27 protein-coding genes and 1 CRISPR repeat array are annotated in these 26,442 nt (G+C 63.2%); of the genes, 18 read left to right on the top strand and 9 right to left on the bottom strand.

From position 1 onward, the window contains the following. Positions 1-2: 2 nt before the first annotated feature. The 17 genes from cas10d (ACQUSQ_RS05920) (at position 3) to ACQUSQ_RS06000 (ending at position 19,002) form a co-directional block, all read left to right on the top strand. Positions 3-2,489, top strand: a complete 2,487-nt coding sequence (gene cas10d, locus ACQUSQ_RS05920) for a type I-D CRISPR-associated protein Cas10d/Csc3 (protein ID WP_435067613.1) — start codon at positions 3-5, stop codon at positions 2,487-2,489. Continuing rightward, positions 2,486-2,959, top strand: coding sequence for a type I-D CRISPR-associated protein Cas10d/Csc3 (gene cas10d, locus ACQUSQ_RS05925; protein WP_435067614.1), 474 nt, complete (start codon positions 2,486-2,488; stop codon positions 2,957-2,959). The genes cas10d (ACQUSQ_RS05920) and cas10d (ACQUSQ_RS05925) overlap by 4 nt, the downstream gene beginning before the upstream one ends. Before the next feature lie 2 nt (positions 2,960-2,961). Beyond that, positions 2,962-3,954 (top strand): type I-D CRISPR-associated protein Cas7/Csc2, encoded by a 993-nt coding sequence (cas7d, locus tag ACQUSQ_RS05930; RefSeq protein ID WP_435067615.1) that lies wholly within the window; start codon positions 2,962-2,964, stop codon positions 3,952-3,954. A 4-nt stretch (positions 3,955-3,958) separates the two neighbouring features. After that, the gene (gene cas5d, locus ACQUSQ_RS05935) at positions 3,959-4,693 is read left to right on the top strand and encodes a type I-D CRISPR-associated protein Cas5/Csc1 (protein ID WP_435067616.1); all 735 of its coding nucleotides are present in this window, start codon (positions 3,959-3,961) and stop codon (positions 4,691-4,693) included. Then, positions 4,690-6,837, top strand: coding sequence for a type I-D CRISPR-associated helicase Cas3' (gene cas3 / locus ACQUSQ_RS05940; RefSeq protein WP_435067617.1), 2,148 nt, complete (start codon positions 4,690-4,692; stop codon positions 6,835-6,837). The genes cas5d and cas3 overlap by 4 nt, the downstream gene beginning before the upstream one ends. Then, positions 6,837-7,463: a CRISPR-associated protein Cas4 gene (gene cas4 / locus ACQUSQ_RS05945; protein ID WP_435067618.1), complete on the top strand. Its 627-nt coding sequence runs from the start codon at positions 6,837-6,839 to the stop codon at positions 7,461-7,463. Before cas3 ends, cas4 begins: the two co-directional genes overlap by 1 nt. Beyond that, entirely contained in the window at positions 7,460-8,455 is a 996-nt protein-coding gene (gene cas1, locus ACQUSQ_RS05950; protein WP_435067620.1) for a CRISPR-associated endonuclease Cas1, read from the top strand. Before cas4 ends, cas1 begins: the two co-directional genes overlap by 4 nt. Beyond that, positions 8,452-8,724, top strand: a complete 273-nt coding sequence (gene cas2, locus ACQUSQ_RS05955) for a CRISPR-associated endonuclease Cas2 (protein ID WP_435067621.1) — start codon at positions 8,452-8,454, stop codon at positions 8,722-8,724. Before cas1 ends, cas2 begins: the two co-directional genes overlap by 4 nt. A gap of 116 nt (positions 8,725-8,840) precedes the next feature. After that, positions 8,841-9,962: direct repeats of the CRISPR family, unit length 37 nt; unit sequence GTCGCGACCGGGAAGAAACCCAGAACGGGATTGAAAC. Positions 9,963-10,097: 135 nt separating this feature from the next. Beyond that, entirely contained in the window at positions 10,098-10,565 is a 468-nt protein-coding gene (locus ACQUSQ_RS05960; RefSeq protein WP_435067622.1) for an SWIM zinc finger family protein, read from the top strand. 93 nt (positions 10,566-10,658) lie between these two features. Beyond that, positions 10,659-11,630: a transcription initiation factor IIB gene (locus ACQUSQ_RS05965; protein WP_435067623.1), complete on the top strand. Its 972-nt coding sequence runs from the start codon at positions 10,659-10,661 to the stop codon at positions 11,628-11,630. Continuing rightward, entirely contained in the window at positions 11,627-12,115 is a 489-nt protein-coding gene (locus tag ACQUSQ_RS05970; protein ID WP_435067624.1) for a hypothetical protein, read from the top strand. The genes ACQUSQ_RS05965 and ACQUSQ_RS05970 overlap by 4 nt, the downstream gene beginning before the upstream one ends. Positions 12,116-12,197: 82 nt before the next feature. Continuing rightward, entirely contained in the window at positions 12,198-13,400 is a 1,203-nt protein-coding gene (locus ACQUSQ_RS05975; protein ID WP_435067625.1) for a hypothetical protein, read from the top strand. A 200-nt stretch (positions 13,401-13,600) separates the two neighbouring features. Further along, positions 13,601-13,966 (top strand): hypothetical protein, encoded by a 366-nt coding sequence (locus ACQUSQ_RS05980; RefSeq protein WP_435067626.1) that lies wholly within the window; start codon positions 13,601-13,603, stop codon positions 13,964-13,966. Positions 13,967-14,035: 69 nt separating this feature from the next. Then, positions 14,036-15,406 carry a hypothetical protein gene (locus tag ACQUSQ_RS05985; protein WP_435067627.1) on the top strand — a complete coding sequence of 457 codons (1,371 nt, stop codon included), beginning with the start codon at positions 14,036-14,038 and terminating at the stop codon, positions 15,404-15,406. A 35-nt stretch (positions 15,407-15,441) separates the two neighbouring features. Further along, positions 15,442-16,479, top strand: coding sequence for a hypothetical protein (locus tag ACQUSQ_RS05990; RefSeq protein WP_435067628.1), 1,038 nt, complete (start codon positions 15,442-15,444; stop codon positions 16,477-16,479). Beyond that, the gene (locus ACQUSQ_RS05995; protein WP_435067629.1) at positions 16,476-18,485 is read left to right on the top strand and encodes a VirB4 family type IV secretion system protein; all 2,010 of its coding nucleotides are present in this window, start codon (positions 16,476-16,478) and stop codon (positions 18,483-18,485) included. Before ACQUSQ_RS05990 ends, ACQUSQ_RS05995 begins: the two co-directional genes overlap by 4 nt. Positions 18,486-18,690: 205 nt before the next feature. Then, positions 18,691-19,002, top strand: coding sequence for a HalOD1 output domain-containing protein (locus ACQUSQ_RS06000; RefSeq protein WP_435067630.1), 312 nt, complete (start codon positions 18,691-18,693; stop codon positions 19,000-19,002). On the opposite strand, the gene ACQUSQ_RS06005 is transcribed toward ACQUSQ_RS06000, so the two are convergent. Genes ACQUSQ_RS06005 through ACQUSQ_RS06015 form a run of 3 tightly spaced genes read right to left on the bottom strand, consistent with a single transcriptional unit; the run spans position 19,003 to position 20,706 of the window. Further along, positions 19,003-19,896: a DUF7504 family protein gene (locus ACQUSQ_RS06005; RefSeq protein ID WP_435067631.1), complete on the bottom strand. Its 894-nt coding sequence runs from the start codon at positions 19,894-19,896 to the stop codon at positions 19,003-19,005. It abuts the gene before it with no gap. A gap of 50 nt (positions 19,897-19,946) precedes the next feature. Further along, complete coding sequence (locus tag ACQUSQ_RS06010; RefSeq protein WP_435067632.1) at positions 19,947-20,192, bottom strand: hypothetical protein; 246 nt, start codon at positions 20,190-20,192, stop codon at positions 19,947-19,949. A gap of 37 nt (positions 20,193-20,229) precedes the next feature. After that, positions 20,230-20,706, bottom strand: a complete 477-nt coding sequence (locus tag ACQUSQ_RS06015) for a molybdopterin-dependent oxidoreductase (RefSeq protein WP_435067633.1) — start codon at positions 20,704-20,706, stop codon at positions 20,230-20,232. Positions 20,707-21,206: 500 nt separating this feature from the next. Between ACQUSQ_RS06015 and ACQUSQ_RS06020 the strand changes: the two genes are divergently transcribed. Continuing rightward, positions 21,207-21,413, top strand: a complete 207-nt coding sequence (locus ACQUSQ_RS06020; RefSeq protein WP_435067634.1) for a hypothetical protein — start codon at positions 21,207-21,209, stop codon at positions 21,411-21,413. A 9-nt stretch (positions 21,414-21,422) separates the two neighbouring features. Here ACQUSQ_RS06020 and ACQUSQ_RS06025 read toward each other — a convergent pair whose 3' ends face one another. From ACQUSQ_RS06025 to ACQUSQ_RS06050, 6 genes are all read right to left on the bottom strand, one after another. Further along, on the bottom strand, positions 21,423-22,985 hold the full coding sequence (locus ACQUSQ_RS06025) for a hypothetical protein (RefSeq protein WP_435067635.1): 1,563 nt from the start codon (positions 22,983-22,985) through the stop codon (positions 21,423-21,425). Between the two features lie 85 nt (positions 22,986-23,070). Further along, positions 23,071-23,721 (bottom strand): DsbA family oxidoreductase, encoded by a 651-nt coding sequence (locus ACQUSQ_RS06030; protein WP_435067636.1) that lies wholly within the window; start codon positions 23,719-23,721, stop codon positions 23,071-23,073. Between the two features lie 47 nt (positions 23,722-23,768). Next, on the bottom strand, positions 23,769-23,975 hold the full coding sequence (locus tag ACQUSQ_RS06035) for a hypothetical protein (protein WP_435067637.1): 207 nt from the start codon (positions 23,973-23,975) through the stop codon (positions 23,769-23,771). A gap of 78 nt (positions 23,976-24,053) precedes the next feature. Then, a complete protein-coding gene (locus ACQUSQ_RS06040) occupies positions 24,054-25,460 on the bottom strand; it encodes a cryptochrome/photolyase family protein (protein WP_435067638.1) in 1,407 nt (468 codons plus the stop codon). Between the two features lie 40 nt (positions 25,461-25,500). Next, positions 25,501-25,767 carry a hypothetical protein gene (locus ACQUSQ_RS06045; protein WP_435067639.1) on the bottom strand — a complete coding sequence of 89 codons (267 nt, stop codon included), beginning with the start codon at positions 25,765-25,767 and terminating at the stop codon, positions 25,501-25,503. A 42-nt stretch (positions 25,768-25,809) separates the two neighbouring features. Then, entirely contained in the window at positions 25,810-26,439 is a 630-nt protein-coding gene (locus ACQUSQ_RS06050) for a cob(I)yrinic acid a,c-diamide adenosyltransferase (RefSeq protein WP_435067640.1), read from the bottom strand. Between the last annotated feature and the right edge of the window lie 3 nt (positions 26,440-26,442).

Genomic DNA, 26,442 nt, shown 5'->3' on the forward strand with positions numbered 1-26,442 from the left:
GTATGCCTGTCTTCGGGGACACAACCGAACTACATCCGGTTCTCGCGGAGTTCCTCTCGGATGTCGACCCCAAGCTGCTTGACGAAGGATGGGGCTTCGAGGTCGCGAAAGGTGTCGAGTACGGCGGTCAGACCGACCAATCGATGGTCAACCACGTCCGAAACGGCGTCTTCGCGCTTTCGCGACTCAACGAGGTAGCACCCACATTCGGCGCATACGAGCTCACCGATTCCGAGCTCCGACAAGCGACGGCGCTGTTCGTGATACACGACCTCCACAAGTACCGCGACGATGAGACGACTGCGAGGAGCGAGTACGACATCGACAAGGACGAAGTTGAGTCGTTGGTAAACGCGGTCGGTGTCGACGAGTTCGCTCCGTCGCTTCGAACTGAGGACTTTCACGCCTGTGCTGTCGACCACGAGAATAGCTGGAAGTCGAACCCCGAGCAGTCTACGCGGACGTACGACCGCCTCCGTCCGTTCGTCCGACTTGCCGACGCCTTCGCGTCGTGTGAGACGCCCGAGTCAGCGGCGAGTGAGCGCAACGAACGATCGCTCGACGAAGCGTATCCAGGGGCCGATCTTGAACTTCGGACCCACATCCTTGACGATGTGAAGGGGATCTTCACCAACCTTCTGAACGGGGTTGTTTCCCGGGAGTTGGACGAATGCGCGGGGTACGAACTTCTGCTCATCTATCAGGACGGATGCGTGTACGTTGCTGACGCCGAGGAGCCGGACCCGACTGTCGACGCGATGCTAATTGAGGAACTCTATGGACGTCTCACCGACGAAATCGGCGACGCGCATCCGGCATACGACGACAGACAGCGACTCGCCGAAAATCTCTCTGTTCAGTCACAGGGGTTCTATACGATCAACGATCAGGACTTCTTCTACGCTGGAGCTGCGAACATCCTGCTCGCGGTTACCGTGAAAGCAGTCCAAGATGCCGACCCGGACTCCGACCCGACGGAGAGTATGCGGGAGACGATGGAACTGCTCAACGAGCGGCTGCCGATAGAGATCGACGCGACCACCCGCGTCGCTCCGGGGTATTCCCGACTGGCGTACACGATCAAACGGTCGTTTGTCGACCCGCTCGTTGATGAGGGCATACTTGACGAAGACGCGTTGACCGCAACCTGTCGGCTGTTCGGCCTGGGAGAGGAGATTACAGAGGCCCTGAAAGAACTCCGCGACGACGAAGACGTGAGCTTGACTGCTGGCGGCAAGTGGGACTATGGATACGCGATCGGACAACATATTGCCAATACGGTCCGGAAAGAAGGATGGTCCCCAGCGGCCGAACACATTGCGGAGTATCTGCTGGAACGGTTCGAGGATGCGGCTCCGAATTGGCAGGAAACTGTGATGGCTGAGCACGCTGGCGAGTTCGAGACTGAACTCACGGCGTATCTGGCGGACGTACTTCGCGTTGATGGCCGGTCGGTCGACAGGAGACAAAACAATCAGATTACCGACCCGTACGAAGAACATCACGCTACCCGACGTGGGAAGACGTGTACGTTCTGTAACCGCGGGACGACCAGCGGGCGGAAGAGCGATATGAAGGCCCCAAAATCGCTTACGACATTCCAAGCGGGCTATTCGAACCGGATCCCGGCAGACGCTGGGAAGCCGGAAAAGCTCCTCGCCTGTATCCCGTGTCAGGTGGAGTTTTCGCTTCGTGAGACAGGGACAACGCGACGTGAAGCGGGACGACTGTTTATCCACCTCGTCCCAGATTACTTCTACACGCCGACGATGTGGTCGCTGTACGCCGACGAGATGTTTGCTCGGTTCACCGGCGAGGCGATGACCCGGATGGGTCGACTGGCATCAGCCGTATTCGATGCGACCGATAGGAATACCGCTGACACGCTCGCCGGCGAGTCGCTTGCTACCGTCATCCGCGAGGCGACCCGCGCCGAGGACGAAGGCGGCCGCTCAATGGTCGAACAACTCAGCCAAGAGTTCGATCCGGACGCCGGCTTCGGAACCCGGACGCTCTCGTTCTACAAGCCGCTGGACAACGAAACAGAGTTCCAGTTCTTCGGTGTCTTCCTTGGTCTATCGATCGCCGCCGCGATGGGAACGCGCGTGTACATCTCTCAGTCACCGCTCCCGAATCTTCGCGGTCGGGACTTCCAGACGATGGCAAAACTCGATGCTGGATTCACAAGAGTCACCGACTTCTACGGACAGGAGATCGCATTGTCAGTTCTACGAGAACGACTCGGAGCTGCAGCAGCACTCATCCAACTCGGATACGAGCAGGCCAGGGACGACGCTCGGTTTCCCAAGTACCTCCGCGTGACACGGAACAAGCCGTTACCGGGGTCATATCTGCTAAAGCAAGCAGCGAGAAATGCCGATGATGGCGGGGCACCGCAGTACCTGCTTGAGGAAGCGGAGTACCTTGATCACCACGCATCGGAGCGGTCACGAACTACGTCACGACTCACATCGACTAACAACGAATGACGACAACAACCACCACGAGAGACGATATCTCAGAGCTCGCAGCACTCGCGTACGATGCAATTCGACCGGTCTACGGCAACGACAAGCCGTACGCGGTCGAGCGCGTGTTTCGCGAGTCCGTGAAAGCCGTGAAAGAATCGAACGAGTTCCACGTGAATGCCGACGAGGCGGAACTGTTGGTTGCTGGTCGGTTGCAGAAGCTACCGGACCGGAGTAATCAGGTATACCGTGTCTCTGAGGCGGATAGCGAATACGGCGGACATCTCAATGAGCGGATCGAACGGTACGCCGAAGCGTTCGCACAGCGCCTGCTCGTAGATCGATGCGAAGGGAAGCCGTCCTTACTGAAGCGGCGCGCCAATAACTTCGCTGACGGATTCTACGCCGCGACACTCCGGCTGCAGCACCAATCCAACGACGACAGTGGAACCGAAAACAAACCGACCAACAACAGCAACACGAGTCAATAACTATGTTCGATTACGACACCTACCCCGAACTTGAGCGCGGTACCGTCGCCCCTGACGAGATGAGCATCGCACCGCAGAATAATTTCACAAACATTCTGGTCCTCCGAGAACTGGAGAGCCACGCAATCTTCACGACTGACGGACAGAGCGCCGACCTTGCAAGTGTAGCCGTGGGATCCGGTGACGATCGTGAGACCTATTCTCCCGGGCTGATGTTTATGCGCAAACAGACGGGGAGCGACCGCCGTTTCGGGAAGTCGCTCCAGCGCGATCTACTCGACATTGAGTGTACAATGCAGGTCAATGGTATGTGCCAAGACTGTGTCGAGTGCATTCTCTACGGGAGCGCCGCAAGCGACGACGCGGACCAAGCACTTTCGATCACCTCCCGGGTGATGTACGATACCGCCTACACACTCCGTGACGCGACCGCCGCCATCGACGAGAAGTTCCAGAACGCTCCCGGTGACGACTACGCGAAAGAAGCCGAGGCGACGATCCGCGAACCGGACTTCTTTGAGCCCGGGACGCTGTTTCCTGCGGTTATCACGCTCCGCGATGCGACACCAGAAGAGCTCGCATTTGTACTTGGGATCACCGCAAAGAACAAGCGCTACGGCGCTGCAACCAGCCGTCTCGGCCGTGTGAAGAACCACATCCTCGGAGTATATGTCGGCAGCGAGGAGGGTCCGGCGAACCTTGGATTGACCCGAGATGTGATCCGGCGACTTCGTGACAGCGATATGACGGACTCGGAGACAATCCAAGACGTGATCACCGAGTCGGCTCACGATCCGGAAGTCGTCGGAGAACATCTCCGAGGGGCTTTCGAGAAGCGTGTCGACGCTGAACGCGGAGGACTAGATCTCGAACGCGTCCCGTCCGAGACCGTAGCCGATCTTATCGCGGCAGCGACCGGAGAGGAGCTCGCAGAAGTACTGAAACAGCAACGGGACGCCTCACGGGCGTTCCGTGACCAGTCCGAGGAGGAGTAGCTCGATGCAGTCGGCACTAGAAGTAACGCTTCGAACTCAGGGGGAGATATGGTTCGCCAGCCGCGAGGTCGGCCGGCTCGCGGATACGGAGCCGTACTTTCTCAACACGGCCCTATACTACGCGTTCGGGTTCGCTTCGGGGCGCTACGTCGACCGACTGTTCGAGCCGACGTACCTCGACGACACGGCGGATGTCGCGGACGACATCTACGTTACTCCTGCAACGCCTACTTCTGGAATCGAAAACAGAATTACGTCGACGTACAATACGAGCACTGACGACTACGCGACGATCAATTATTCCGCCCAAGACGACCCGGACGAGGGGCAGAATCTTCCCTCATACGGGCGACGGCGAGTACTCGGTCACGGGAACGAACTCCGATGTTATGTTCTCGGGCGAAATATGGAAATCGATGCGCTGGACGCCAAATTACCGGGGTATATCCGCCTCGGAAAGAAGCGTGGAAAGGCGCGAGTCGAAACTCGACAACTTGCGGTCACCGATGCGACCGGTCGGTATGAACTAGGTCATGCAATCGGTGCGTATGACAGTGAACAGTCGCCGGTCGGGGATCTCATCACTAAGCAGATGCGACCGACACCGCTGATCGGACAAGGAACGTACGAGGGTCCCCACATCGAACTCTCGAAGCCGATGCGCGAGTCAGATACGGACTCGAACAGCGACTCGATCAAACTCCCAGCAGACGTGCAGTTTCTTCGGAGAAAGCGATGACGGCATTGATCCCCCTGTCGGGGGTTGAGTTACGCCGACACACGGATCCGTCCTATCCTGTTGCTGACTCTACCTTCGAGCCGTATGCCCACCAGCAGGACCTTCGAGAACTATTCGCGACACAGGAATCATTCCTCGCAGTAAACGATAGTCCCACCGGTGGCGGGAAGACTATGTCGTGGCTCGCACCGGTCGTGGAACGCGGCGAACACACACTCGGCCTCTACCCAACAAACGCGCTTATCCACGACCAAGAACGGAACATTAGAGCGGAACTCTCGGAGAAATTTCCTGAAACAGAGCTCGGTGAAGACGCGAAGCTACTGACCGTCACTGCCGACACGCTTCGCGGAGAATACGCCGAACGGTTTCCGAAAGAGACGAGCAATGGAGCACGACTCCGGCGTCTTCTCAGAGAGGAGATCTATCACGGCAGTACGCAGGTGATCCTCCTGACGAATCCGGACATCTTCGTAATGATGCGACGGAGCCTCTACGGTCGACCCGGAAATCCTGGAGCCAAGCTCCGTGCACTCAACGAGTTCGGGACCGTCGTGATCGACGAGTTCCATCGTGCCGGTCGTAAGGAGCAGAACACGCTGCTGTTCCTCCTTGATGAGATGTATGACCTTCCCGAATATCGTTGTGCGCTCTCGCGAATCGTCTTGCTGAGCGCCACGCCAACGGACTGGCTCGAAGATCGATTCAAGAGCGGGATGAGTCCGCCGTATCACCGAGTCACCGAGAGACGGGGAGAGATTGAGCAGCGACCGTTCGATGACAACCCATCGTCGGGATGGGGTGCGGTGATGCCTCCTGTAGAACTCGATGTCCGCTCCGCATCAACATTTGGCACCTCCGAAACGTTGCTCGGTGAGGATTGGGATGAGACATGCGATTTTGCGTCGAAGTCGGGGAGAACTGTCTTCATCCTCGATGGGATCCGCGAGGTCGAGGACGTGTACACCTGTCTCGATGAGAGGCTTGATGAGCAAGAAGTCGTCCGTATCGATGGATTCCACCGCGGTGATCTTGAATCGAAACTCAACCGCTTCGATGTACTAGTGAGTAACTCGGCAGTCGAAGTCGGGATCGATTTTACGGTCGACCGACTGATATTTTCGGCACACGACCGAGCCAGTTTTCTCCAGCGATTGGGGCGGCTCCGGACCGAAACAGTCCGTCAGTCCGCCCGCTGTTACGTTCCTCCGGCGGTCACAGCATCACTTAATGAGCGGTCGCATACCGAGTCACTCGAACGGGATGAACTGACTCGGATTCTCAAGGATGCGTACTATGACCCACGGGACAGAGAGTCGTTTGACTGGCGGTACTCCGCGGCGGAGGCGTATCACCATCTGCAAAGGCGAGCGCGCGATGCCAACCCCGAACTGGAAGACGAGATACGATCCGAGGGATGGGATCGCATTACCGCCCACTTCGCACCGGATTCGGGGCTCACACGAGAAGACCTTGAACGGTATATCGATCCAATCGAGGATGCAGTCGAGGATACGCTCAAGTGGTATCGTGGGGACTCGCTACAAGCACTCGTGTACGATCCGGCAGGTGAGGGTCGTGAGGCTATTCGAGCGTACAATCTGTTCTATCTCCTCCGGCATGGTGATATCGAGTTCTATCCACGCAAGGAATTCGAACAGATGGTACCCGAAAAACACCACGCAGCTATCGATAACACGGCAGCCTATGTGACTGGATTCTGTACGTACCACGGGACGATCCCGTCGAACAAGGACGGTTACGGCCGAGATGTTGCTTTGGAACCTACACCGGAGCTCTATCGGTGGTTAAAGACTGAGGAGGATCGAAAGGGGCGGAAGCCTCGAATCGTCGATGATCTCTCGGTGGAGGTCGATGTCAATAACGGATCTCGTCGGATCGATAGTATCGAACATCTTCGCGAGGAGATGACCGATCTCGACATCTTGGCGTACGTTGTTGACGACGATCCGAACGCCGTCAAGAATCAATATGATCTCGGCCCGTTCTTTTTCCTCTACGGGTTACTGATGCCGAACGGGCTCCGTTCGATCGCACTTGGGACAGACGCATTGTATCTCCATTGTGCAGTTCAGGACGAAGCGGAGTCTGTCGATCTCGAACGATTTGGAGTGGATATCTGATGACCGCTGGGTCGAGCTTCAAGCAGGAACTGGTGTACGTGAGCGCGCTCAACGAGTTCACGTACTGTCCGCGTCGGTACTACTACCAACGGTTCCACGACGAAATCGGCGAGCCGTATGAGCTGATCGACGGCCGATCGAAACACGACGGGGTGGCGAGACGCGGCGGCTGGATTACCGAACGATACTTTCGTTCGGATGAGCTCGGACTGCACGGAAAGATCGATTTAATCGAGACGGATGACGGGACACCGACACCGGTGGAGCGCAAACGTGCCGAGAGTGGCGAGTATTACCCGAGTGACGAACTACAGATCGCCGGCTACTGTATGCTGTTGGAGGACGCGATCGGCAAACCGGTCAACGTTGGGTACGTCTACCTCTATTCGACTGATACCCGACATCCCATTCGAATCACCGATGACCACCGTACGGCGGTCCGCCATGTCGTCGAACGGATCGAACAGTTATCCTTCGGTGATGTTCCCACGTTGATCGACAACCGCTCGAAGTGCGAGGCGTGTTCTGCTCGGGACTACTGTATGCCCGCCGAGACGGCGATGCTTGCCCCGGAGATGGCAGAGGGTACTGAATGGGAAGGTGCTCGTCCGGAGGACCCATCGTGAAAGCAAGCGACGGAATGTTCCTCGATTCGGTCGTGTACGTCACGACCCAAGGCACTCAAGTCAGAACCGATGGCGGGCAGATCATCGTCTACGATGTTGACGGTGGTGGGGGAGAGCTCGGGACGTTCCCGGCGGAGCAGGTTGAGACGATCAACGTCTTCGGGGGTGTGAACTTCTCGACGCCATTCGTCGCCGAGGCTAACGAACACGGGATCGTTCTCAATTACTTCACACAGCAGGGGAAGTACCGGGGGAGCTTCGTCCCCGAACGAAACACGATCGCAGAGGTCCGTCGCGCACAGTACGCACTCGATGATGCGGTCGAACTCGACATCGCGAAGGCCATGATCCGAGCAAAGATCCGCAACGCCCGGACCCTTCTCTCGCGAAAGGGCGTCACTGGGACCGACGTGCTCCGGGATTTAGGCGAGCGTGTCAAGTGCGCCGACTCGAAGGACGATATTCGCGGGACTGAGGGAGAGGCCGCCGAGCGGTACTTCGACCGCCTCGACGAGACGTTGGTCGATGGATGGACGTTCGAAACCCGGAGTAAACGCCCCCCGGAGGACCACATCAACTCGCTGCTGTCGCTGACATACGTGATGATGAAAAACGAGGCACTGACTGGTCTCAGAAGCTATAATCTCGATCCGTTTCTCGGGGTACTTCACGCGGATCGGCATGGACGACCGTCGCTCGCACTCGATTTACAGGAGGAGTTCCGACCGCTATTCTGTGACGCGTTCGTCACGCGTATCGTGAATCGAGGAACGTTCACCCACGACGACTTTCGGGACGACAACCACCTTCGTGACAATTCCTTCAAGACGTATCTGGACAAGTTCGACGACTACATGGAGGAAACGCTGACGCATCCGTACTTCGAGTACGAGGTGACGCGCCGGAAAGCGATTCATCAACAGTCGATCCTCCTGCGGAAAGCGATCACAGGTGAACTTGATTCCTATTACGCGCTGGAGGTTTCGAGATGAGACTAGCCATCACATACGACGTGAGCGACGACACGAACCGGCGACAGGTCTATCGGACGCTTGAACGGTATGGTGCGTGGCGACAGTACAGCGTCTTTGAGGTGGATGTTTCGAAGGCTGGTCGGGTCGAATTGGAAGATGAACTGGCCGATCAAATCGACGAGGATGATGGTGACCGGGTCCGAATCTATCGGTTGTGTGAGTCCTGTCTCGACGATATCACGGATCTCGGAGCTACTCCACCGGACGAGCAGTCGAACGTGATTTGACCGGCGCGTTCGTGGACCCTTTTCAATAACGTGTACAGCGGGGGTTGATGAAGATTGAACTCTGAACTACGTATGCAGCGCAAATTATAGGTTCTATGGACGGAATATCACCCCCTGTCGCGACCGGGAAGAAACCCAGAACGGGATTGAAACTGAAAGGCGTCACGAACCCCAGCGCCACGACCGGTGTCGCGACCGGGAAGAAACCCAGAACGGGATTGAAACGAACTGTTCGTCTTGGTCAGGCTGGTCAGGCTGTCGCGACCGGGAAGAAACCCAGAACGGGATTGAAACAGGATTCGCTCTCGGCACTCAAGCACAACAGCGACCGTCGCGACCGGGAAGAAACCCAGAACGGGATTGAAACCGTATGTTCGTGACGTATGTCCGCGATAGCGAGGGTCGCGACCGGGAAGAAACCCAGAACGGGATTGAAACACGACGGAGAGGAGTTGGACATCGAGGAGATACGTCGTCGCGACCGGGAAGAAACCCAGAACGGGATTGAAACACTACGGGGCGGAGAGAGTAGCCGAGGAGTGGGAATGTCGCGACCGGGAAGAAACCCAGAACGGGATTGAAACTCGACGAAAGCTGAGGACATATTTGTGTGCAGTCGCGTCGCGACCGGGAAGAAACCCAGAACGGGATTGAAACCGACGACGACGACCGCGACCACCACCCGCCGGTGCCGTCGCGACCGGGAAGAAACCCAGAACGGGATTGAAACGACGCGTTGCGCGACGACCTCGGAGTTGCAGACGATGTCGCGACCGGGAAGAAACCCAGAACGGGATTGAAACTCTTGAATCCATGTTGACGCGCCCACCTCACGGTAGGTCGCGACCGGTAAGAAACCCAGAACGGGATTGAAACCTCGTCGAGCTGCGTGGTCTCGGCGGCCTTCTCCATCGTCGCGACCGGGAAGAAACCCAGAACGGGATTGAAACGGGGCGTACCTCTACCGGCGTCTTGCTCAGACGGCGGTCGCGACCGGGAAGAAACCCAGAACGGGATTGAAACATGAGCACGGTGCCGTAGGTGTCGAGGATGCCCAGTCACGACCGGGAAGAAACCCAGAACGGGATTGAAACTGGCAGTGGGGGGCGGTCGCGTGCGCGCCGCTCGTCGCGACGGGAAAGAAACCCAGAACGGGATTGAAACCACCCGAACTGCCGATTCACCATCCTGCCGGTGATTAGTCGCGACGGGGAAGTAACCCAGAACGGGATTGAATCGCATCGGTGTTCGTGGCGAATGCGAAGACGGACCGGTTGCAGTGAGAGAAAATCCCCACCGGGAGTGACACAGTGACCGGTTTTTGTGCGCCCCGCGACGGGCGCGGGGCGCATCCCCCGGCCCCGCGAGTTCCAATGGCTAGTGCGCAACATCCTCTTGACCGATTAGACGTCTCGTCGCGCGTCCTGAAGCGGGCCCAGTACGAAGCCCTCGCGTTCGTCATCCGGCCGTCGTACGTCGACGTGCGAAATCACAGCTACGCGGACCCCGAGGCACACACGTACCGGGTGCGCATCGCCGATGGCATCCCTGTCAACTGTACCTGTCCGGCCGACATGGAGTACGAGCGCGCCTGTAAACACCGGGTTGGGGTCGCCATCCGGTCGAAAATTCTCGACATGGCGATTGCGATGACCACCGCGGCCGACGGGCGCGATGACACGCACCGCGAGCGTCGCGAAGGTGGGGCGACAGCTCCTGCAACGGTCCCTGACGCTGCCGACTGTGACTGCCAGCCGGACGGTGGGCGTCCCCGGTGGCCCTGTGTCACCACCGACCGACTCGCACTCGCAGTCGGCGACCGCGCCGGCGACGACGCCTGACAGCCGAGAGCGGAGCACGGCCATCGCGCGGTGTGGTTGTATGCGCCCCCGAGGGGTGCGGGGCGCGATGAACAGTGCCTCGCAGGAGTACCGATGCATACCGGCGATGTCTACGAGACTGGCTTCGACGAATCGAGCGGCCAAGCACTCGACGCAGACGCACCGTGTCCCGAATGTGAGGGCACTATCGTCGCGGACGCGGGCGAGCGACACTGCACTGACTGCGGGCTGATTGTCGACGAATACCACGTTGACCACGGGGCGACACCGCGAGCAGCCCCGGATGCTGAGACCGACCCGCGGCAGGTCGGCGCCCCACAAACGAAGACGATGCACGACGGCGGGCTCACCACTACAATCGGGCGGTTCCGCGACGGCACGGGCCGAACACTCGACGGGAAGACGCGGCGACGCTTGCGACGGCTCCGAACCCAACAGCGGCGGGCGCGACACGGCTCGAAGCGCGAGCGCAACCTCGAGTTCGGGTTGCAAGAAGTGTCGCGCCTGGTCGGCGCGCTCGGACTGTCAGCGGCGCGCGACGAACAGGCCGCCGTCATCTTCCGACAGGCGCAACGGGCGGACCTGCTGCTCGGGCGGTCAATCGAGGCGGTCGCGGCCGGGAGTGTGTACGCGGCGTGTCGCTGTGCCGGTCTGCCGCGCTCGGTGGACGAAGTCGGTGCCGTGGCGCGGGTGGCGACGGACCGCGTGCAGAACGCGTACCGCGTCCTCAACGAGAACCTCGGGTTGCCGGCCGTGCCACAGACCCCGCGTGACTTCGTCCCGAAGTTTGCGACGGCGCTGGATATCGAGGCGTCGACCCGAAAGCGCGCGCTCGACCTCGCGACGCTGGCGATCGACACGGGTGTGGCGAATGGCTGTCAGCCCTCTGGCGTCGCCGCCGCGTGTGTGTATCAGGCCACACGCGAGCGGGGTCCCGCGCGAACGCAAGCGGAGCTAGCCGATGTTGCGGACGTGGCGCCAGTGACGCTGCGAACCCGGTGGCAAGACCTTCGTGCCGAACTGCAGTCCGGTGCGGACGTCGACACGACGGGGGAGCGCCGATGAGTCAGCAGATGCTCATCGCGGCGCTCGTGCCAGCAGCCGATGCTGACGACGCGCTGTCGGTCGCTCGGGGTACGTTCGACCGACTCGTCGGCGCCGGCGCACGAACTCCGGTGTTCGAGTCGTACGCGACGTTTGCGACACCCACGTCGGCGCTGACCGAGCGCTGGGGGACGTGGCCGACCACGATGGCGGTGCGACAGGAGCCGGGGGCGTCCCTGCTCGAACGCCAGTGGGCGGAGACGCTGACGGCGTTCCTTGACCGCCTGGAGCAAGTGGGCGAGGCCCTCCGCAGTCACGCGGCGCTCGAACTCATGCGTGATGTCGACGGCGTCCGGCGACTGTGCAGTGAGCTGGGGGCGACAGCGGGGCCGACGACCTATCTGTACGACGAGTATGGCCTCGGGATTCGGCATCGTGACCGTCTCGACGCCGTGCTCGCACAGGGTGACCAGGTGTGGATCGTCCCTGCGGAGGTGCGATACTAGGGCCGGGGCAGCGGCGGGTCTGGTTATGGGGCGCCTGCGACGGGCGCAGGCGCCTGCAATCGGGAGCCTGCAGGAGTTCAGTATGGAGGACCCAGACACGCGACTCGTGTTCAGTGGTGTCGATGACCGAACAACTGCGAGCCTGCCGGCGTGGTACGACCGAACCCATCCGGCTGCGGAGCCATGCTCCTTTGCCGAGGCCATTCGACGATTGCCGCGCGCAACCGAGACGTCAGTGGCGTACAAGAATCCCTACACGGACGAGTGGGTCTCGACGGAGCGATTCACCGCCCTCGTCGAGCCGCGTCGCCTCGAGCGGCGGGCCGAGGGGCGATCCCCCTCGACGGATGGTGGCGCGGCGGTCACCGAGGCTGACGACAGCACGACCGACCCCCTGTTCCACGTGCCAACGTCGTCGTACGCGATCATCAACCCCGTCGACGTCTACGGGCCACTCGAAGAGGTGCTCCGCGAGACGACTTACGAGGGCCAACCGCTTGGCGACCTCGTCTTCGGTGAGCTGCGGCAGTACCGCGGCGGTGGCGAAGTTCACATGGACATCATGTTCGACGGACTGGACGTGACCCTTCCTGACCGGAGCGAGCCAATCACGATGGGGGTCACATCGGGCTACGATTTCTTCGGGAATCACGCGGTGTACGTCGAAGGCTTTGCTCGTGATACGGCGTGTGCGAACTCGATTCGGTCGCTGACGGATCGCCAGACGATCAAGCACGTGGGCGATGTCGAGGCGTTCGATGACTGGTGGGATCGACTGTTGGACCAACTCGGGCTCCTTCGCGGCGACCTTGCGGCATTCATTCAGGATGCCCAAGCAGTGACGCTCGACCTGACGCGCGCCCCGTTCGATTTGGCGGAGTTTTACGAACTGTTGGCGTTCCCGACCTACCTCGCCACGCGGGCCGCGTCGGATGCCCGCGCAAACGCCACGGACCCCTTCGAACCGGACATGTGGACGCTGCATTCGGGGGCGACGTACGCCTTGACCCACGCCTTCACGGGGAAGGAGGGGTCGGCACTCGACGGCTACGTTCGGACGGCGAACGACATCCTGTTCAACCCAGAGGCAACGCTGGAGCGGGTCAGAGACGAATACGAGGCCAGAGCGGCCGAGGCAACGGATGCGGAGGGGCAAACCGGCGTCGAGAGCCAAGCAGCACTCGCCCAACTCGAACACGTCACGGCTGACCTCCAAGCTCAAGTGACCCAGTTCGAAACGCGAGCAGAACAGCTGCGCGACCGCTTCAACGACCCGGCCGAGTAGACGGCGCACCCAGACTCGGCTGCCGCTCTTGCCCTTGAGTATCACTGGTGATATTCATGCCCTGAATTTTATGTGACGGACTATTGACCAGTCGCCCACGCCACTAGCGTGCAGTCAGGCGCTATACGGTGTGAGGAAACCCTGTCATGCGAAGGAACTCCGACGGTCAATCGACGGGATGTCAGGTGTACAAACAACGTGTGCGGGACACTGTCTCGGCGCGGCGATGCTGCCGGTGGCTCCTCACTATCGCGGCTATCGGCCTTTTCGCCACCCCCGTCGCGGCCCAGTCAATCGGTGAGTCATTCTGCCAGACGGCCTTGGCCCGGACGCTGCTGAACATCTTTCAACTCATCCAGTTCGGTGGGCCACTCATCGGTGGTGTCATTGCCCTCGGGGCGACGGTCGCCTTACCGACGATTCGGCGCTCCGATCTCAAACGCGAAATCAAAGAAATCCGCAATCAGGGTATCGTGTGGGGTATCATTGTCGCGCCGCTGGGGACGGCAATCATCCAGTTCCTCTTGACCAATGTCGTTGCCGGGGGCGCAAGCTGTTCGTTCTAAGCCGTGAGTGAGACAGTGCGCTCCGCGTCATCGACTGCTGGCAGCACGCCCGGAGACACGGCGCCGCGTGTGTCGCACACGACCAGTGGCCCGCAGCGACGGACGCCAGCCCACCAGCGGCGCGACAGTCGGCCAGTCTGCCGGTGGCTCGGCGCCCTCCTCGTGAGTGCTTGGGCGTGGAGCCAGCCGGCTCTTGCGCAGTCGACCACTGACGGTGGCGGCAGCAATGGTGGGCAGGTAGTCACGGGTGGCATGATTGCCGACGCCGTCGTGGATGCGCTGCGGTCGCTCTTGCGGACACTGTTTACCCCGATTGAGGGGCTCATCGAAGCTCACGGCAACAGTCTCCTCCGACTGATTGTCGGGACGCCGCATCCCGAGACGGTGCTGGACGCGCCACGGACGCTCCCGTGGGTGACCCTGCACGAGTTCTACTGGTCGACAATCATTCCCCTCTCCCTGTTGTTGTTCGGCCTCGCGGTTGGCCTCGTTATCCTTCTCGAAACGACGAGTCACCTGTTCAGTAGCTATCACCGAACGAATCTCAAGCGGCGGGCATTCAGCGGTCTGCTTGGGATTCTGTCGTGGTGGTGGCTCGCGGCTCTCTCACTGCAGGTGACCGACCAGCTTGTCACGCTGCTCGTGCCCGACCTTGCGTCGATATCGCTGTTCGAGACAGTTTCGTTCGCCGGCATCGGCCTCCTCGGAATCGTTGTGTCCCTGAGTCTCGACGCCCTCATTTTCGGGCTGCTTGCGCTCGTCTATCTCGGCCGGCAACTCCTGCTCTATAGCTTTGTCCTCGGGATGCCGCTGTTGATCGCCGCGTGGATTCCGGGAGTTGGGCCGTTTGCCCTCATTGCCCGCTTTGCCACCCGGCTGGCTGGCTTCTACGTCCCCTTCCTCCTGATGCCCGTGCCAGTCGCCCTGCTCTTGCGACTCGGTGCGTTGCTCGGCGACGCTGCAACTCTCTCGATGGGCGGCCTCGGGGCGTGGCTCACCGCGCTCGTGATTCCCTTCGTCGCCATCGCCTCACCGTTCGTCCTCATCTGGCAGGCGAGTGGTCTCCTCTTTGTCGGCGAGCGACTGGGACGGCGCCTGTCTGGGTCTCGGCTCCGCAGCCGAACGACACGGGGGCGCGACCTCGGTACGACGCTCGCCACTCAGGGCCGCGAGTCGCTGCACACGCTGCGCGACCGCTCGCACCAGCCCTCGACGACCAGCGAGGGCGCACGTAGCGGCTCGCGGCGGGGCGGCGTCCGTCGCGGCCTGCACTCGGCAGCCGGGCGCCTCGGTGACCAGTTCCAGCCCACGGACACTGACGACACCGCGCATGTGTACACGGACCCGGTTCGCTTCGAACCGACTGAGTACGACACCGCGACTCACGACGAGAGCGCCGCTCGCGACGAGACGCCGACTGATGACCGAACCGACCGCTGACTACCAGACGATGCGACTGCCGCTCCCTCCCCACAATGCCAGACGAGAAAACCTTACACGACGCGAGTAAGCGCGTACCGAAGTCGATTGACACTGAGGCACACATCCTCGGCCGGTACACCCTGACCGACCTCGCGGTCGGAGCGTTGCCGGGTGTTACCGTCGTGTTGGCCAGTCAACTGTTCGTCCCTCCGACGCTCTCCGTGGCGGGCTATCGAGTGGCGAGTCTGACGCTGCCGTTGACCGTGGCGGGTATCGCCCTTGGGAGTGTCGTCGTCTATCTCACACCGACCCATCTCACGACGGTCCAGTGGTTCGGCATGATGGTCGGCTTCGTGAAGCGACCGACACAACTCCCACACGACGCGGCGATGGCACACACGCACGTCGCGGCGATTCATCCCTCGCACGACGTGATTGAGCGGACCGACGGCGCGTTCCTTGGCTTGCTGCAAGTAACGCCTCCCTCGATGGCGCTGGCGACTGACCAAGAGTGGGCAAGCAAAGCCAACGCCTTCCAAGAATTTCTGAACACGACCGTCGAGTTCCCGATTCAGCTCTACTCGACAACGCGGGCGTTTCCTGCCGACGAGTATCTGGCCCACTACGAAGCGCGACGGTCGGACCCGGATGTCCGCGCGAATCCAAACCTGGCGACACTCCTCGACGAGTATATCGAGTGGTACCGCTCCGACCTTGACCAACGCCGGATGACGATCCGTGACCACTACATCATCGTCCCGGTCAGCCCGGACGAGGTGCGATTCGAGCGGCGCAGTCTCAGCCAGCGACTTACGAATGTGCCACTGCTCGGGGTCTTCATTGAGGCACTGCTCGCCCCCCGTCGGGATGCAGAGCGAGCGGCCATGTTCGAAGCCGTCGACGAACGGGTGCGCTTGCTTCGGCAGGGTGTGCGTGAGATTGAGGGCTGTGATGCTCACCGGGTGGAGGCAGCTGACGCCGCGGAGCTGCTCGCCACATTTTGGCGTGGCGAGGGCGTCACATACGACGACCCAGCGGCGGTCATCACGACCCGTCCCGTTGTGGGGACGTCTCAGGAGGCGGAGCGATGATCGACTGGCTTCGCGAGCGACTGGGGCGGGACAGCAGTCGCACTGGGCAGACGGACGCCGCCGAAGCGGCCGACGACCATGACGCGGCGACCGAGGCTGACCCATCGGTGCAGTACACGCCCTCTCGTGGCCCACTTACCGATGGGACGAGCCGACAGCGCGCGGCCGTGTCGCCGTCGTCGCTCACCTGCCGTCCGGGCTCGGTTCGCGCTGGCACCGACTGGACACAGACGCTCTGGGTCGCTGAATTTCCGGATATGCCGACTGACGGCCTCTTCGAAGGGCTGTACGCGACGCCCGAGACACGGCGCACGGACATCAGTATCCACATCGACCCCCGAGATACGCGGGCGACGCTCGACGGCCTTGAAAACCAAATTGAGGATTTGGAAGCTGACTTCGACTATCTCACTGACCGACGCCGCGCAGGCGCCCGCGGCATCAAGAAGGACCTGAACGACCATCGAGACTTGTATGACGTGTTACGGAACAGCCCGATGCGGGCGTTCGACGTGGCGATGTTCATGACGACACGCCACGCGAGCGAGCGTGAGGTGGATGCGACAGACGTTCGAACTGTGGCCCGGCAGTCACCAGCGAATCTCACGCCAATCACGCCACGGTGGGCACAGCTGGATGCCCTCGTCTCGGCGAGTCCGATGGCGGTGAACCGGCTCGACACGCAGTTCGACACGACGACCCCGATGCTGGCCGGCGCCCTCGGCGCGATGTTTCCGTTCGTCGCTGGGACGGTCGCCGAACCGGGCATCGAATACGGGACCTACGCCCTCAACGAGAGCCCGCTCATTCTCGACCGGTTCAACCGGGAGACGGGCTACTGTGCGATGGTCATCGGCAAGCTTGGCGCCGGTAAATCGTTCTCGACGAAACTCCATCTCGTGCGCCGAGCGATGTATGACCCGGAGACGCTCATCGTGATGCTTGACCCGCTCGGCGGGTTCGCTGGCTTGCAAGAGGTTCTCGGTGGCGAGCGGGTCACGGTTGGCGGGACACGCGGCTTGAACCCACTCGAACTCCGGGCGACCCCCGCGTCAGTTCGCGAGTCGGTGCCGGATATCGACCCGTGGGCGGAGCAGATTACGTGGGCGCTGACGTTCTTCGAGACGTTCTTCACGCACGTCGCAACCTCCGAGTTGGGGAGTCGCAAGCAGACCCTGCGGCGCGCCATTCAGGTCGCGTACGAGCAGGCTGGCATCACTCGCGACCCCGAAACGCATGCCCGCCCATCACCGACGATTCGTGACGTGATGGGGGTGTTGGAGGCATTGTTAGACGCGCCCGAAGACTTTGGCTACGCGACAGCCGGCGAACAAGAGCGGGTTGCCGCGGATGCCCAGTCATTGCTCACGGAGTTGCGGCCGTCGTTCCGTCCGGGCGGCGACCTCGCGAATCTGGCCGAGCAAACCGCCTTGGACCTTGACTCGCCGGTCCTGTATCTCGACTTGCAACAGGAGGAAGGGACGCGTGGGCGCTCGCGGACGAGCCTGATGATGCAGGTCCTGTTCAAAGCCATCTATGAGCGTGCGAAACAGACGGACAAGCGCGTCGTGTTCGTCATCGACGAGGCGCACTACCTGCTCAACGACGCGTCGTCGCTGGAATTTCTCGAAACGGCAGTGCGACACAGTCGTCACTACGACCTGTCGGTCCAGTTCATCACCCAGACGGGTGGCGAGTTCACGCTCACGCCGGAAGCCCGAACGATTGCGAATCTCTGTTCGATGACGCTCATCCATCGCGTGCGTGAGGAGACGGACACGCTCGCAGACTGGTTCGGTTTGAACGAGCGTGAACAGGAGTGGATTCGGACGGCGAAGGCGGGGAACGCGAGCGACGGCTATTCGGAGGCGCTCTTGGGGGTTGACGAGGAAGGCTGGTTCCCGCTCCGCATTCGCGCCAGTGACTTCGAGCGGCGCGTGATTGACGACGCGGATGTGCCGACGACAGCGGGCGGCAGCGGTCCCGACAGCCCGTCCCGCTCCTGACTTGGCCAGTCCGACACGGGCATCACACTGGCCGTACCGTGGTGCTGCGCACGGGGTCACACCGCCCGCGAGGAGGCCCGCTCCCGGGCCGAGGAGTGGGGGCTGACCGACGTTCTCGACGACTGAATCGGCCGACTGAGCCGTCTCGGACACACACTTTTAATATCGTCTGCGGCGAAAGGGAACCAGCAGCAGTCGGACCACCATGCGAAACTCATCAACCGATTCTGATTGTCGCTCGCCCGACGATTCTCAGGGCGTGACCGTCGTCAATCACTACGAAACGAGCGACGTCGAACTGAGCGTGACCGTCGTCCACGCCGTCCTCGAAGCGACTGGCAAGGACCCGATGGACGTGAATCTCAACGACGTGATTCAGCCGGACGCCCTCAATCGCATCTTCGCGCCCAAGCCCGACGGCACGCTCCGAGACGGCGGCACCATCTCCTTCGACTTCGCCGGCTGTCACGTGACCGTCCAAGGCGACGGCGAGGTTCGGGTCGACCCGAACCCGTAGTCAGTCGTCGAACTCCTCGTCGAGACGGCGTTCGAGGCGCTCGACCGACCAGTTTCCGTCGGCGAGGCGGACGACTCCGTTCTCCCGGTCGAACGTGACGACCCCCGCCTCGGCCAGTCGTGGGACGTGAATCGACGCCAGCGCGGTGTAGGCCCGGTCCCACTCGGTGTCGGCCTCCCGCCGAGCGAGACGCGTCGCCAGCCGCTCCAACCCCACGCTCGACTCCTCGAGTAGCGCCCGCAATACGAACCGTCGGCGGCGATTCGCCAGCAGCGTTTGGAAATCGATGTCGTCGGCCTCTGGTTCCAGCACCGCGTCGAACAGGGATTGGACCGTTCGAATCGTCCGCTCGTCGACGACTTCGGGGTCGATGCGGACGAGAACCTCTGCCGACAGTTGCTCTGCGCTCTGGACCAACAGGTGGAGAAACTGGAACGCGGACTCGGTGTCGCTGGCGTCGATAAACGGGCCGAGTGCGTCCAGATAGACGAGCGTCTCGCGGTCGGTGTCTTCCCACTCGTCGAGATGTAGCGTCACGGCCGTCCCGAGTCGCTGGAGGTTCGACGGGTCCGACATCGACGTGAGCGTGATGTCACCGCCGGAGAGCGACCGCCGGGCGGGCGGCGAGGCGTCGCCGGCGTCTCGCGACGCCGAGCGGTCGAACTCGGCGTAGGTGACGATACCGAGCGTGGCGGGTATCCCGGCACGCCGGCGCCACGACTCTACGACGTCCCGCATTGACCGCCCCGTGGTGACGACGAGGACGTTCGTCGCCGCGGGGACGACGTCGAGATGTGCGTCGACCGTCGCCTCGGCGTCGGCTAACAACAGCGTCGCGCTCGGTCGAGACGCCTCGTGGACACCACCTGACTCGTCGCCGTCCGCTCCCCCCATACTGACGACTCTCGATTGCCCCGACTCCGACATAAAGGTAGGTGGCCGGCTCACTCCCGTTCGAGCGGCGTTCCGTCGCGAGGACAGTACTCGAACCCGGGGTCACGAGTGCTGAACCCACAGGCGGGACACGAGCGCTCGGGCGGCGCCGACTGTTGCCCGCGACGCCACAGGAGCGGGATGAACGGGAGGACGAGAAAGACGAGCAGAGTGTCGAAGTAGTACCAGACGGCGACGCTCACGAGGACGCTCCCGACGAGGCCCGCGACGGCCGTGGCGGTTCGCGCTCCGACCATGGGTGTGCGTGGAGCGGCGCCGAGAAGTGCGTGACGGTCAGTCGTCCGCGGGGACGCGGTCCCGGGCCGTGTCGGCGTCACCCGGCGGCGCGTCGAGGACGTCGATTCGGGCCACCCACTTGACCCGCTCCCAGCAGTCGGCGTCGTCGACGAGCAGCCGAACGGGGCCGCCCCTGTCGGTCGGTATCGGGTCGCCATCGAGACGGACCGCGAGGTGGGCGTCGCGGAGCCGGTCGATGTCGAACCCGCACGCGAAATCTTCGTCCGACGACCGGACGAGCGCGTGCGAGGCGTCGGCGTCCGGGTCCGTCCGGTCGAGAAGTGTTCCGACACGAACGCCCAGCCACTCCTCTGCCGGCCCCTCTCCCTCACAGTCCGTCGACGACGCGACAGCCGCCGTCGCCATCGCCGCGAGGTCCGCCACCGACACCGTCCGTGGGTCGGCGACGGCGCCGTCGACGGTGACCGTCCAGCGCTCCGGGCTGGCGTCGGCGGGCGGGTCAGAATGTGCCATAGCGAGAGGCTGGCCGTCCACGACCAAATCTGTTTGCCCGATTATGGTCGCCCCCGTGCCGGATACCGTTCAGAGTGGCGCGTTCGACCTGACGACACCTCGAAAGCCCCCGCCGTCTCGGCTCCCGGGACTCGCTGTCGTTCGAAAGAGTGCAACGCACTCTTTCGTGATGACGAGAGAGCTTCGCTCTCTCGAACCACGCTCCTCACTGCGTTGCGGTGCTTGCTTCGTCCGGGTACGCCGAGACGCCGGCCCCTTTCAGTCCCACCCGGCGGCAGCCGGTTGGCCAGCCGATGCGGGTGGGATTGAAAGGGGGGAGTCGCTGGAGGAAGGAAGCCGACGTAAGCACCGCAGGCCGAAGGCCGAGGAGCGCAGCGAGGCTCCCGATTCCAGCGACTCGGGGCTTTCGAGGTGGTCTCAGTTTCACCTGCGTATCTGAGACACTACTCTCGTATCGAGCCGAAAGATACTCGGGAAAGTAATTAGATGTAATTACCACGATGACGGACTCGCACGTTCGCTCGGCGCCCGAGGTTCCGGGGCGCGTCGACTACCTGCTCGGAGCGATGGGGCTCACTCTCTTCGGCGGCGTCGGCATCGGCGTCGTCTCCGCCGCCCCCGTCGAACTCGCGGCCGGGATTGGGGCCGCGCTCGCGGCGTGTCTCCTCGCTATCGGGCTGGTGCGGTATCCACGCGACGCCCGCTAGGGGCCGACTTCAGAGTCGTCGCACCCCGATGCCGACGAGGACGAGCGGGACGCCCACGGCGACCAGCGGGACGTCCAACGGCCCTACGACCGGCAGCGGAACGGTGACCGAGGCGGCGAGGACGCCGCCAATCTGTGGCACCGGCACCACGATACCGACGACGGGGATGCGAACCTCGTTCGACTCTTCTACTGGCGCCTCGCTCTCGGCGGGTGCCTCGACGGGCGTTCCTGCCGGGTCGCTCGGCGTGTCCGACGCCGCGGCGACGGTCACGTTGGTCAGGTGTTCGGCCCCGCTCGCGTCGCGGACCCGCACCCGAATCCGCGTCTCGTCGGGGGCGGCGTCGAGCCGCGTCGCGAACGAGCCGTTCCGTCCGAGGTCCGTCGAGCGAATGTCGACGATGCGGCCCGTCTCGGGGTCGAGCGCCTCGACGCTGACCCCGCGCACCTGCCCGCCGGTGACCTGTCCCCCGACGGCGACCCGGCGGTCGGCGACGTAGCCCGTCCGCTCGTCGTCGACGGTGACGTTCGGCGCGAGGAACTCCGAGAGCGAGTAGTTCCACGTCTGCTCGTTGTCGGCGGTGTCGTTCGCGCCGAGCACCACGTAGTCCGTGTCCGGCGGGTGATAGACGGTCGTATCGACCGTGACGTTGCGCCGGTCGGGGTCGGGTACCGTCGGCTCCGGGAAGACCAGCGGATGCCGGGTCACGTCGGCGGTGTCGTTTTCGTCGCTCTCGCCCGCGTCCTTGCCCGACTCCAGCCAGACGCTCTGGACTTGGACGTTGTCGGTGGTGTAGCCCTCGATGTGCAGTCGGGTCGGCGACACCCACTCGACGTCGGTGACCGTCAGCGCCGGCGCCGTGTCGTCCTTGACGGTGATGGTGAACTCGTGGACCCGGAGGTTGCCGACGGCGTCCTCGGCTCGGACCGTGAGGTCGTTCTCACCGACGCCGAGCGCGACCGGCTGCGAGAAGTTCCCGACGGGGCCGCCGACGAGATGTTGCTTCCGCCCCTCGCGCTCCGCGCCGCCGACCGTCTCGTAGTCGTAGTCGGTGTCGACGCGGACGACGTCGACCGCCGAGAGGTCGGTGAGCGTGCCGTTTATCGTGACGTTTCCGCGGTTCACGGTGAGTTCCTCGGCCGGCGGTTCCTCGGGGTCGGTCGCCGTCGTCTCGAAGGGCGCCGAGTAGTTCACGATTGGCGCCTCGTCGTCGAGGACGACCGTCGACTCGTGTCTGGCGACCCCGTCGGCCCGAGCGACGACGGTGAGTCGGTGCGCCCCGGTCGAGAGGTCGAGAATGAGACTTTGGTCGAAGCGCTCGCTCGACGGTTCGAAGGCGTGGCGCGTGGCGCCGTCGACGCGAACCTCGACGAGCGAGATGGGCGTCTGGGCAGTCACTTGCACTCGAACCAGCGGGTCGGCCCGAGTGTGGTGGACGTCGTCCCTATCGTGGGGTTGGGCGTCGACGTCGACGGCGATGCTCGGCGACGGCGGCGACTGCGCGGTCACGAGCGGCGTCGCTCCGGCCACGAGGAGGGCGATAGCGAGGGCAACGGCGACGCGGGCGTCCATAGAGCGTTCTCGGTCGGGCATTGACGCCCTGACTTATGAGTCAACCGGCCCGATTATCAGTCCTCGAATCCGGGCCGTGGTGAGGTTAAGCGCCCTCGACGAGGCGGCGGAGTTGCGCCGGCGGCACCGCCCCGCGCGCGGCGTGGTCGTCGTAGACGAACGTGGGAACGCCGGTGATACCCTGTCGCTGGGCGGCGACGAAGCGGTCGTCGAGGTCCGCAAAGAGCGCGTCACGGTCGACGCTCGCGGCCGACCCCTCGCCGAGAACTGCGTCGACGATATCGGGGTCGATGTCCGCCGTTTCGGCACAATCCCGGAGCACGGCGGCGTCGCCGATGTCGCGTCCGTCGGTCCAGAGCGCCTCGAAGACCGCCTCGTCGAACGCCAGCCACGTCTCGTACGGCTCCGTCTCCTTCACGTGGAGCGAGACGGCCTGCGCCGGTCGGGAGTCGACGTCCGTCGCTATCGCCTGCGCGAGGTCGGCGTCGTAGCGCTCCTCCAGTCGCTCGACGTTCTCGCGGGCTTGGTCGTAGTAGTCCTCGTCTTTCCCGTCGTCGGCCGAGTGGTCGATGGTGCCGTCCGGGTTCCGCTTCCCCGCCCGGAGGTCGAAGGGCCGCCAGTCGATTTCCAGCGCTGTGTCGCGCTCTGCCTGATACTCGGCGAGTGACTGTCGCCCCAAGTAACAGAAGGGGCAGACGTAGTCGGAGTAAATCGTGATTGCGTCCGGGTCGCTCATATCAGATAGAGGGGTCGCGGACGGTAAAGCACCGCGACTCCGCTCCGTCACTCCTCGTCGAGTAGACCCATATCCTCGGCCACGAGGTCGGCGAGGCTGTCGACGAGGTCGGGGTCGACCGTCGCAATCTCCTCGCCGTCGTGGACGTTCTCGTTGTGTCGCTCGACCGCCTCGGCCACGTCGGGGAGCGGCACCCGCGTCGTCGTCTCGCACGCCGAGCAGACGATGGGTACCGTGGGGTCGTCGTTTGCCATCCGTGCCACACGCTCACGCTCCAGCATAAAAAGGCGCCGGGACGGCGGCGATACTGTTGAGTGTTCAACAGCGCAACTCTATTCGTCGGCCTCGCCCCGCGCGCGTTCGAACATCTCCAGCGCCGCCTCGCGACGCTCGCTGTGGTCGACGATTGGCGCCGGGTAGTCGGGGGCGGCGGACTCCCGTTCGGCCTCCGAGCATTCGTGCCACCCGTGAATCACGTCCGCGTCGACCCCCCGGAGTTCGGGGACGTACTCGCGGATGTACTCGGCATCGGGGTCGTGGCGCTCCCCCTGTGTCATCGGGTTGAAGATACGGAAGTAGGGCTGGGCGTCCGTCCCCGTCGACGCCGCCCACTGCCAGCCGCCGTTGTCGTTGGCCGGGTTGTGGTCGACGAGTTTCTGCCGGAACCAGTCGTAGCCCTCGCGCCAGTCGACGAGGAGGTCTTTCGTGAGAAACGAGGCGACTATCATCCGGACGCGGTTGTGCATATACGCCTCCGCGCGCAACTGCCGCATCCCGGCGTCGACGATGGGGTAGCCCGTCTCGCCGTCTTTCCACGCCTGCAACGTCTCGGGGTCGTCGCGCCACTCGATATCGTGTTCGTACTCGCGGTAGTTCTCGGTCACCACCTCGGGGTTGAAGTAGAGCACGTGGTGGTAGAACTCCCGCCACGCGAGTTCGCCGCGGAACGTCTCGACGGCCTCGCGGGCGGCGTCGTCGGGCGCGTTCTCGCGGGCGCGCACCACGCGGTCATGAACCGTTCGGACGCCGACGGTGCCGTGTGTCAGGTGGGGTGAGAGCCGCGAGGTGGCGGCCGCCGCGGGGTCGTCGCGCGCCTCCTCGTACTCGTAGATGGGGCCGTCACAGAAGTCGTTGAGGCGGTGGCGCGCGGTCATGTAGCCGCCGTCCGGAATCGTCGCCTCCGGGTCGTCGAAGCCGAGGTCCGCGAGGGTCGGGAGCGGCGTCGTCGCCGTCGTCGCGGCGAGGCGGTCGGCGCCGGGCGCGGGCACCGACGACGCCTTCTCGCGGTCCCGCCACTTCTTCCAGAAGTAGCTGTAAACCGAGTAGGGGTCGCCGTCGTTCGTGGTGATGGACCCCGGTTCGTGGTGGAGGTGGTCGTGGACGGTGTGTGTCTCGACGCCCATCTCCGCGAGGCGGTCCCGAACCCGGTCGTCGCGGCGCCGGCCCAGCCCCGAGTAGGCCTGCGCCCACGACACCGCGTCCGCGTCGTGTTTCTCGGCGAGACGGGCGAGTTCCGCGGGCGCCTCCCCCCGCACGACGAGGAGGTCGCTCTCGCGGGCGCGATACCACTCCCGAAGCGCGTCGAGACTGTCGAGGACGAACGCCATCCGCGGCGGGGCGGCGTGTGTCAGCACCTTGGGGTCGAAGACGTACACCGGGAGGACGGGGTCGGCGTCGGGCGACACCAGCGCGCGGTTGTCCGACGGCCGCAGGTCCGTCCGGTGCCAGTGGAGGCGCATGGGTGGCGGTGGGGCCGGGTCGGCATAAAGGCTAGATTGCTTAGAAGTCGAAGCGCCGGGCCAGCGCGGCGGCGTCTTCGGCGGCGGCGTCGAACGCCCCGTCGTCCAGTCGGTCGAGCGCCCGGCGGCAGTCGCGCAGGACTTCGGTCCGGAACTCGCCCTCGGGGAGTTTGTTCGTGGCGACCGTCTCGGCGCTCGTCAGCACCTGCCGCGCGGTATCGGCGTCGCCGTCGTCGAGCGCCGTCGCCCCCGCGTCGAACAGTTGACCCAGCACGTCCACCACGTCGCCGGAGAGGTCGCGGTCCATGCCTGCCCCTCGGACGCGACCCTCAAGACGGCGTCGCCCGACTCAAAACTCGGTGCCTTTCCGAGCGCGCTGTCCCGAATCGATTGGGTGGCACTCCTTTCGCACCTCGGTCACGAGGTCCGCGATGTCGGTGAGATAGGTCGGCCGTTCGTGACCGCCGGTACAGACGAGTTCGAGGTCGTCGGGCTTGGATTCGACGAGGTCGACCACGTCGTCGGGGTCGACCAGCCCTCGGTTGGCGGCGTACAGAATTTCATCGAGAATCAGCATGTGGACGCCGTCGGTCGGGTCGCCGTCGAGCGGGAGCGGCGTCGACCCATCATCGCGCGCTCCGTCGACGATGTCGCGGGCGCGCTCCAACCCGCCCTGCGCTCGCGCCGCGTGGTCGTCGTCGTCGCTCCCGTCGGCGAAGCCGTGCCAGCCGTAGTGGCCGCTGTGTTCGTAGCTGAAGCCGTCGACTTGCTCGATGGCCGCGTACTCGCCGCGGACGTCCTCGACGCTCGCGGCGCCGCCTTTCATGAACTGGAGCAGGTGGACGCGGTAGCCGTGGCCGGCCGCCCGGAATCCCATGCCGAGGGCGGCGGTGGTCTTGCCTTTCCCGTCTCCCCACCACACTTGGACGAGGCCGAACTCGGGCGGTGCCTGCGGCGTCGGTCGCTCCTCGGGTCGCATTGC

This window comes from Haloplanus sp. C73, from assembly GCF_051195115.1.
GTDB lineage: Archaea > Halobacteriota > Halobacteria > Halobacteriales > Haloferacaceae > Haloplanus.

What these genes read in the sequence shown, in the direction of transcription:
- cas10d (WP_435067613.1), top strand. Translation starts at nt 3, where the DNA reads ATGCCTGTCTTCGGGGACACAACCGAACTACATCCGGTTCTCGCGGAG.
- cas10d (WP_435067614.1), top strand. Translation starts at nt 2,486, where the DNA reads ATGACGACAACAACCACCACGAGAGACGATATCTCAGAGCTCGCAGCA.
- cas7d (WP_435067615.1), top strand. Translation starts at nt 2,962, where the DNA reads ATGTTCGATTACGACACCTACCCCGAACTTGAGCGCGGTACCGTCGCC.
- cas5d (WP_435067616.1), top strand. Translation starts at nt 3,959, where the DNA reads ATGCAGTCGGCACTAGAAGTAACGCTTCGAACTCAGGGGGAGATATGG.
- cas3 (WP_435067617.1), top strand. Translation starts at nt 4,690, where the DNA reads ATGACGGCATTGATCCCCCTGTCGGGGGTTGAGTTACGCCGACACACG.
- cas4 (WP_435067618.1), top strand. Translation starts at nt 6,837, where the DNA reads ATGACCGCTGGGTCGAGCTTCAAGCAGGAACTGGTGTACGTGAGCGCG.
- cas2 (WP_435067621.1), top strand. Translation starts at nt 8,452, where the DNA reads ATGAGACTAGCCATCACATACGACGTGAGCGACGACACGAACCGGCGA.
- ACQUSQ_RS05960 (WP_435067622.1), top strand. Translation starts at nt 10,098, where the DNA reads ATGGCTAGTGCGCAACATCCTCTTGACCGATTAGACGTCTCGTCGCGC.
- ACQUSQ_RS05965 (WP_435067623.1), top strand. Translation starts at nt 10,659, where the DNA reads ATGCATACCGGCGATGTCTACGAGACTGGCTTCGACGAATCGAGCGGC.
- ACQUSQ_RS05970 (WP_435067624.1), top strand. Translation starts at nt 11,627, where the DNA reads ATGAGTCAGCAGATGCTCATCGCGGCGCTCGTGCCAGCAGCCGATGCT.
- ACQUSQ_RS05975 (WP_435067625.1), top strand. Translation starts at nt 12,198, where the DNA reads ATGGAGGACCCAGACACGCGACTCGTGTTCAGTGGTGTCGATGACCGA.
- ACQUSQ_RS05990 (WP_435067628.1), top strand. Translation starts at nt 15,442, where the DNA reads ATGCCAGACGAGAAAACCTTACACGACGCGAGTAAGCGCGTACCGAAG.
- ACQUSQ_RS05995 (WP_435067629.1), top strand. Translation starts at nt 16,476, where the DNA reads ATGATCGACTGGCTTCGCGAGCGACTGGGGCGGGACAGCAGTCGCACT.
- ACQUSQ_RS06000 (WP_435067630.1), top strand. Translation starts at nt 18,691, where the DNA reads ATGCGAAACTCATCAACCGATTCTGATTGTCGCTCGCCCGACGATTCT.
- ACQUSQ_RS06005 (WP_435067631.1), bottom strand. Translation starts at nt 19,896, where the DNA reads ATGGGGGGAGCGGACGGCGACGAGTCAGGTGGTGTCCACGAGGCGTCT.
- ACQUSQ_RS06010 (WP_435067632.1), bottom strand. Translation starts at nt 20,192, where the DNA reads ATGGTCGGAGCGCGAACCGCCACGGCCGTCGCGGGCCTCGTCGGGAGC.
- ACQUSQ_RS06015 (WP_435067633.1), bottom strand. Translation starts at nt 20,706, where the DNA reads ATGGCACATTCTGACCCGCCCGCCGACGCCAGCCCGGAGCGCTGGACG.
- ACQUSQ_RS06020 (WP_435067634.1), top strand. Translation starts at nt 21,207, where the DNA reads ATGACGGACTCGCACGTTCGCTCGGCGCCCGAGGTTCCGGGGCGCGTC.
- ACQUSQ_RS06025 (WP_435067635.1), bottom strand. Translation starts at nt 22,985, where the DNA reads ATGGACGCCCGCGTCGCCGTTGCCCTCGCTATCGCCCTCCTCGTGGCC.
- ACQUSQ_RS06030 (WP_435067636.1), bottom strand. Translation starts at nt 23,721, where the DNA reads ATGAGCGACCCGGACGCAATCACGATTTACTCCGACTACGTCTGCCCC.
- ACQUSQ_RS06035 (WP_435067637.1), bottom strand. Translation starts at nt 23,975, where the DNA reads ATGGCAAACGACGACCCCACGGTACCCATCGTCTGCTCGGCGTGCGAG.
- ACQUSQ_RS06040 (WP_435067638.1), bottom strand. Translation starts at nt 25,460, where the DNA reads ATGCGCCTCCACTGGCACCGGACGGACCTGCGGCCGTCGGACAACCGC.
- ACQUSQ_RS06045 (WP_435067639.1), bottom strand. Translation starts at nt 25,767, where the DNA reads ATGGACCGCGACCTCTCCGGCGACGTGGTGGACGTGCTGGGTCAACTG.
- ACQUSQ_RS06050 (WP_435067640.1), bottom strand. Translation starts at nt 26,439, where the DNA reads ATGCGACCCGAGGAGCGACCGACGCCGCAGGCACCGCCCGAGTTCGGC.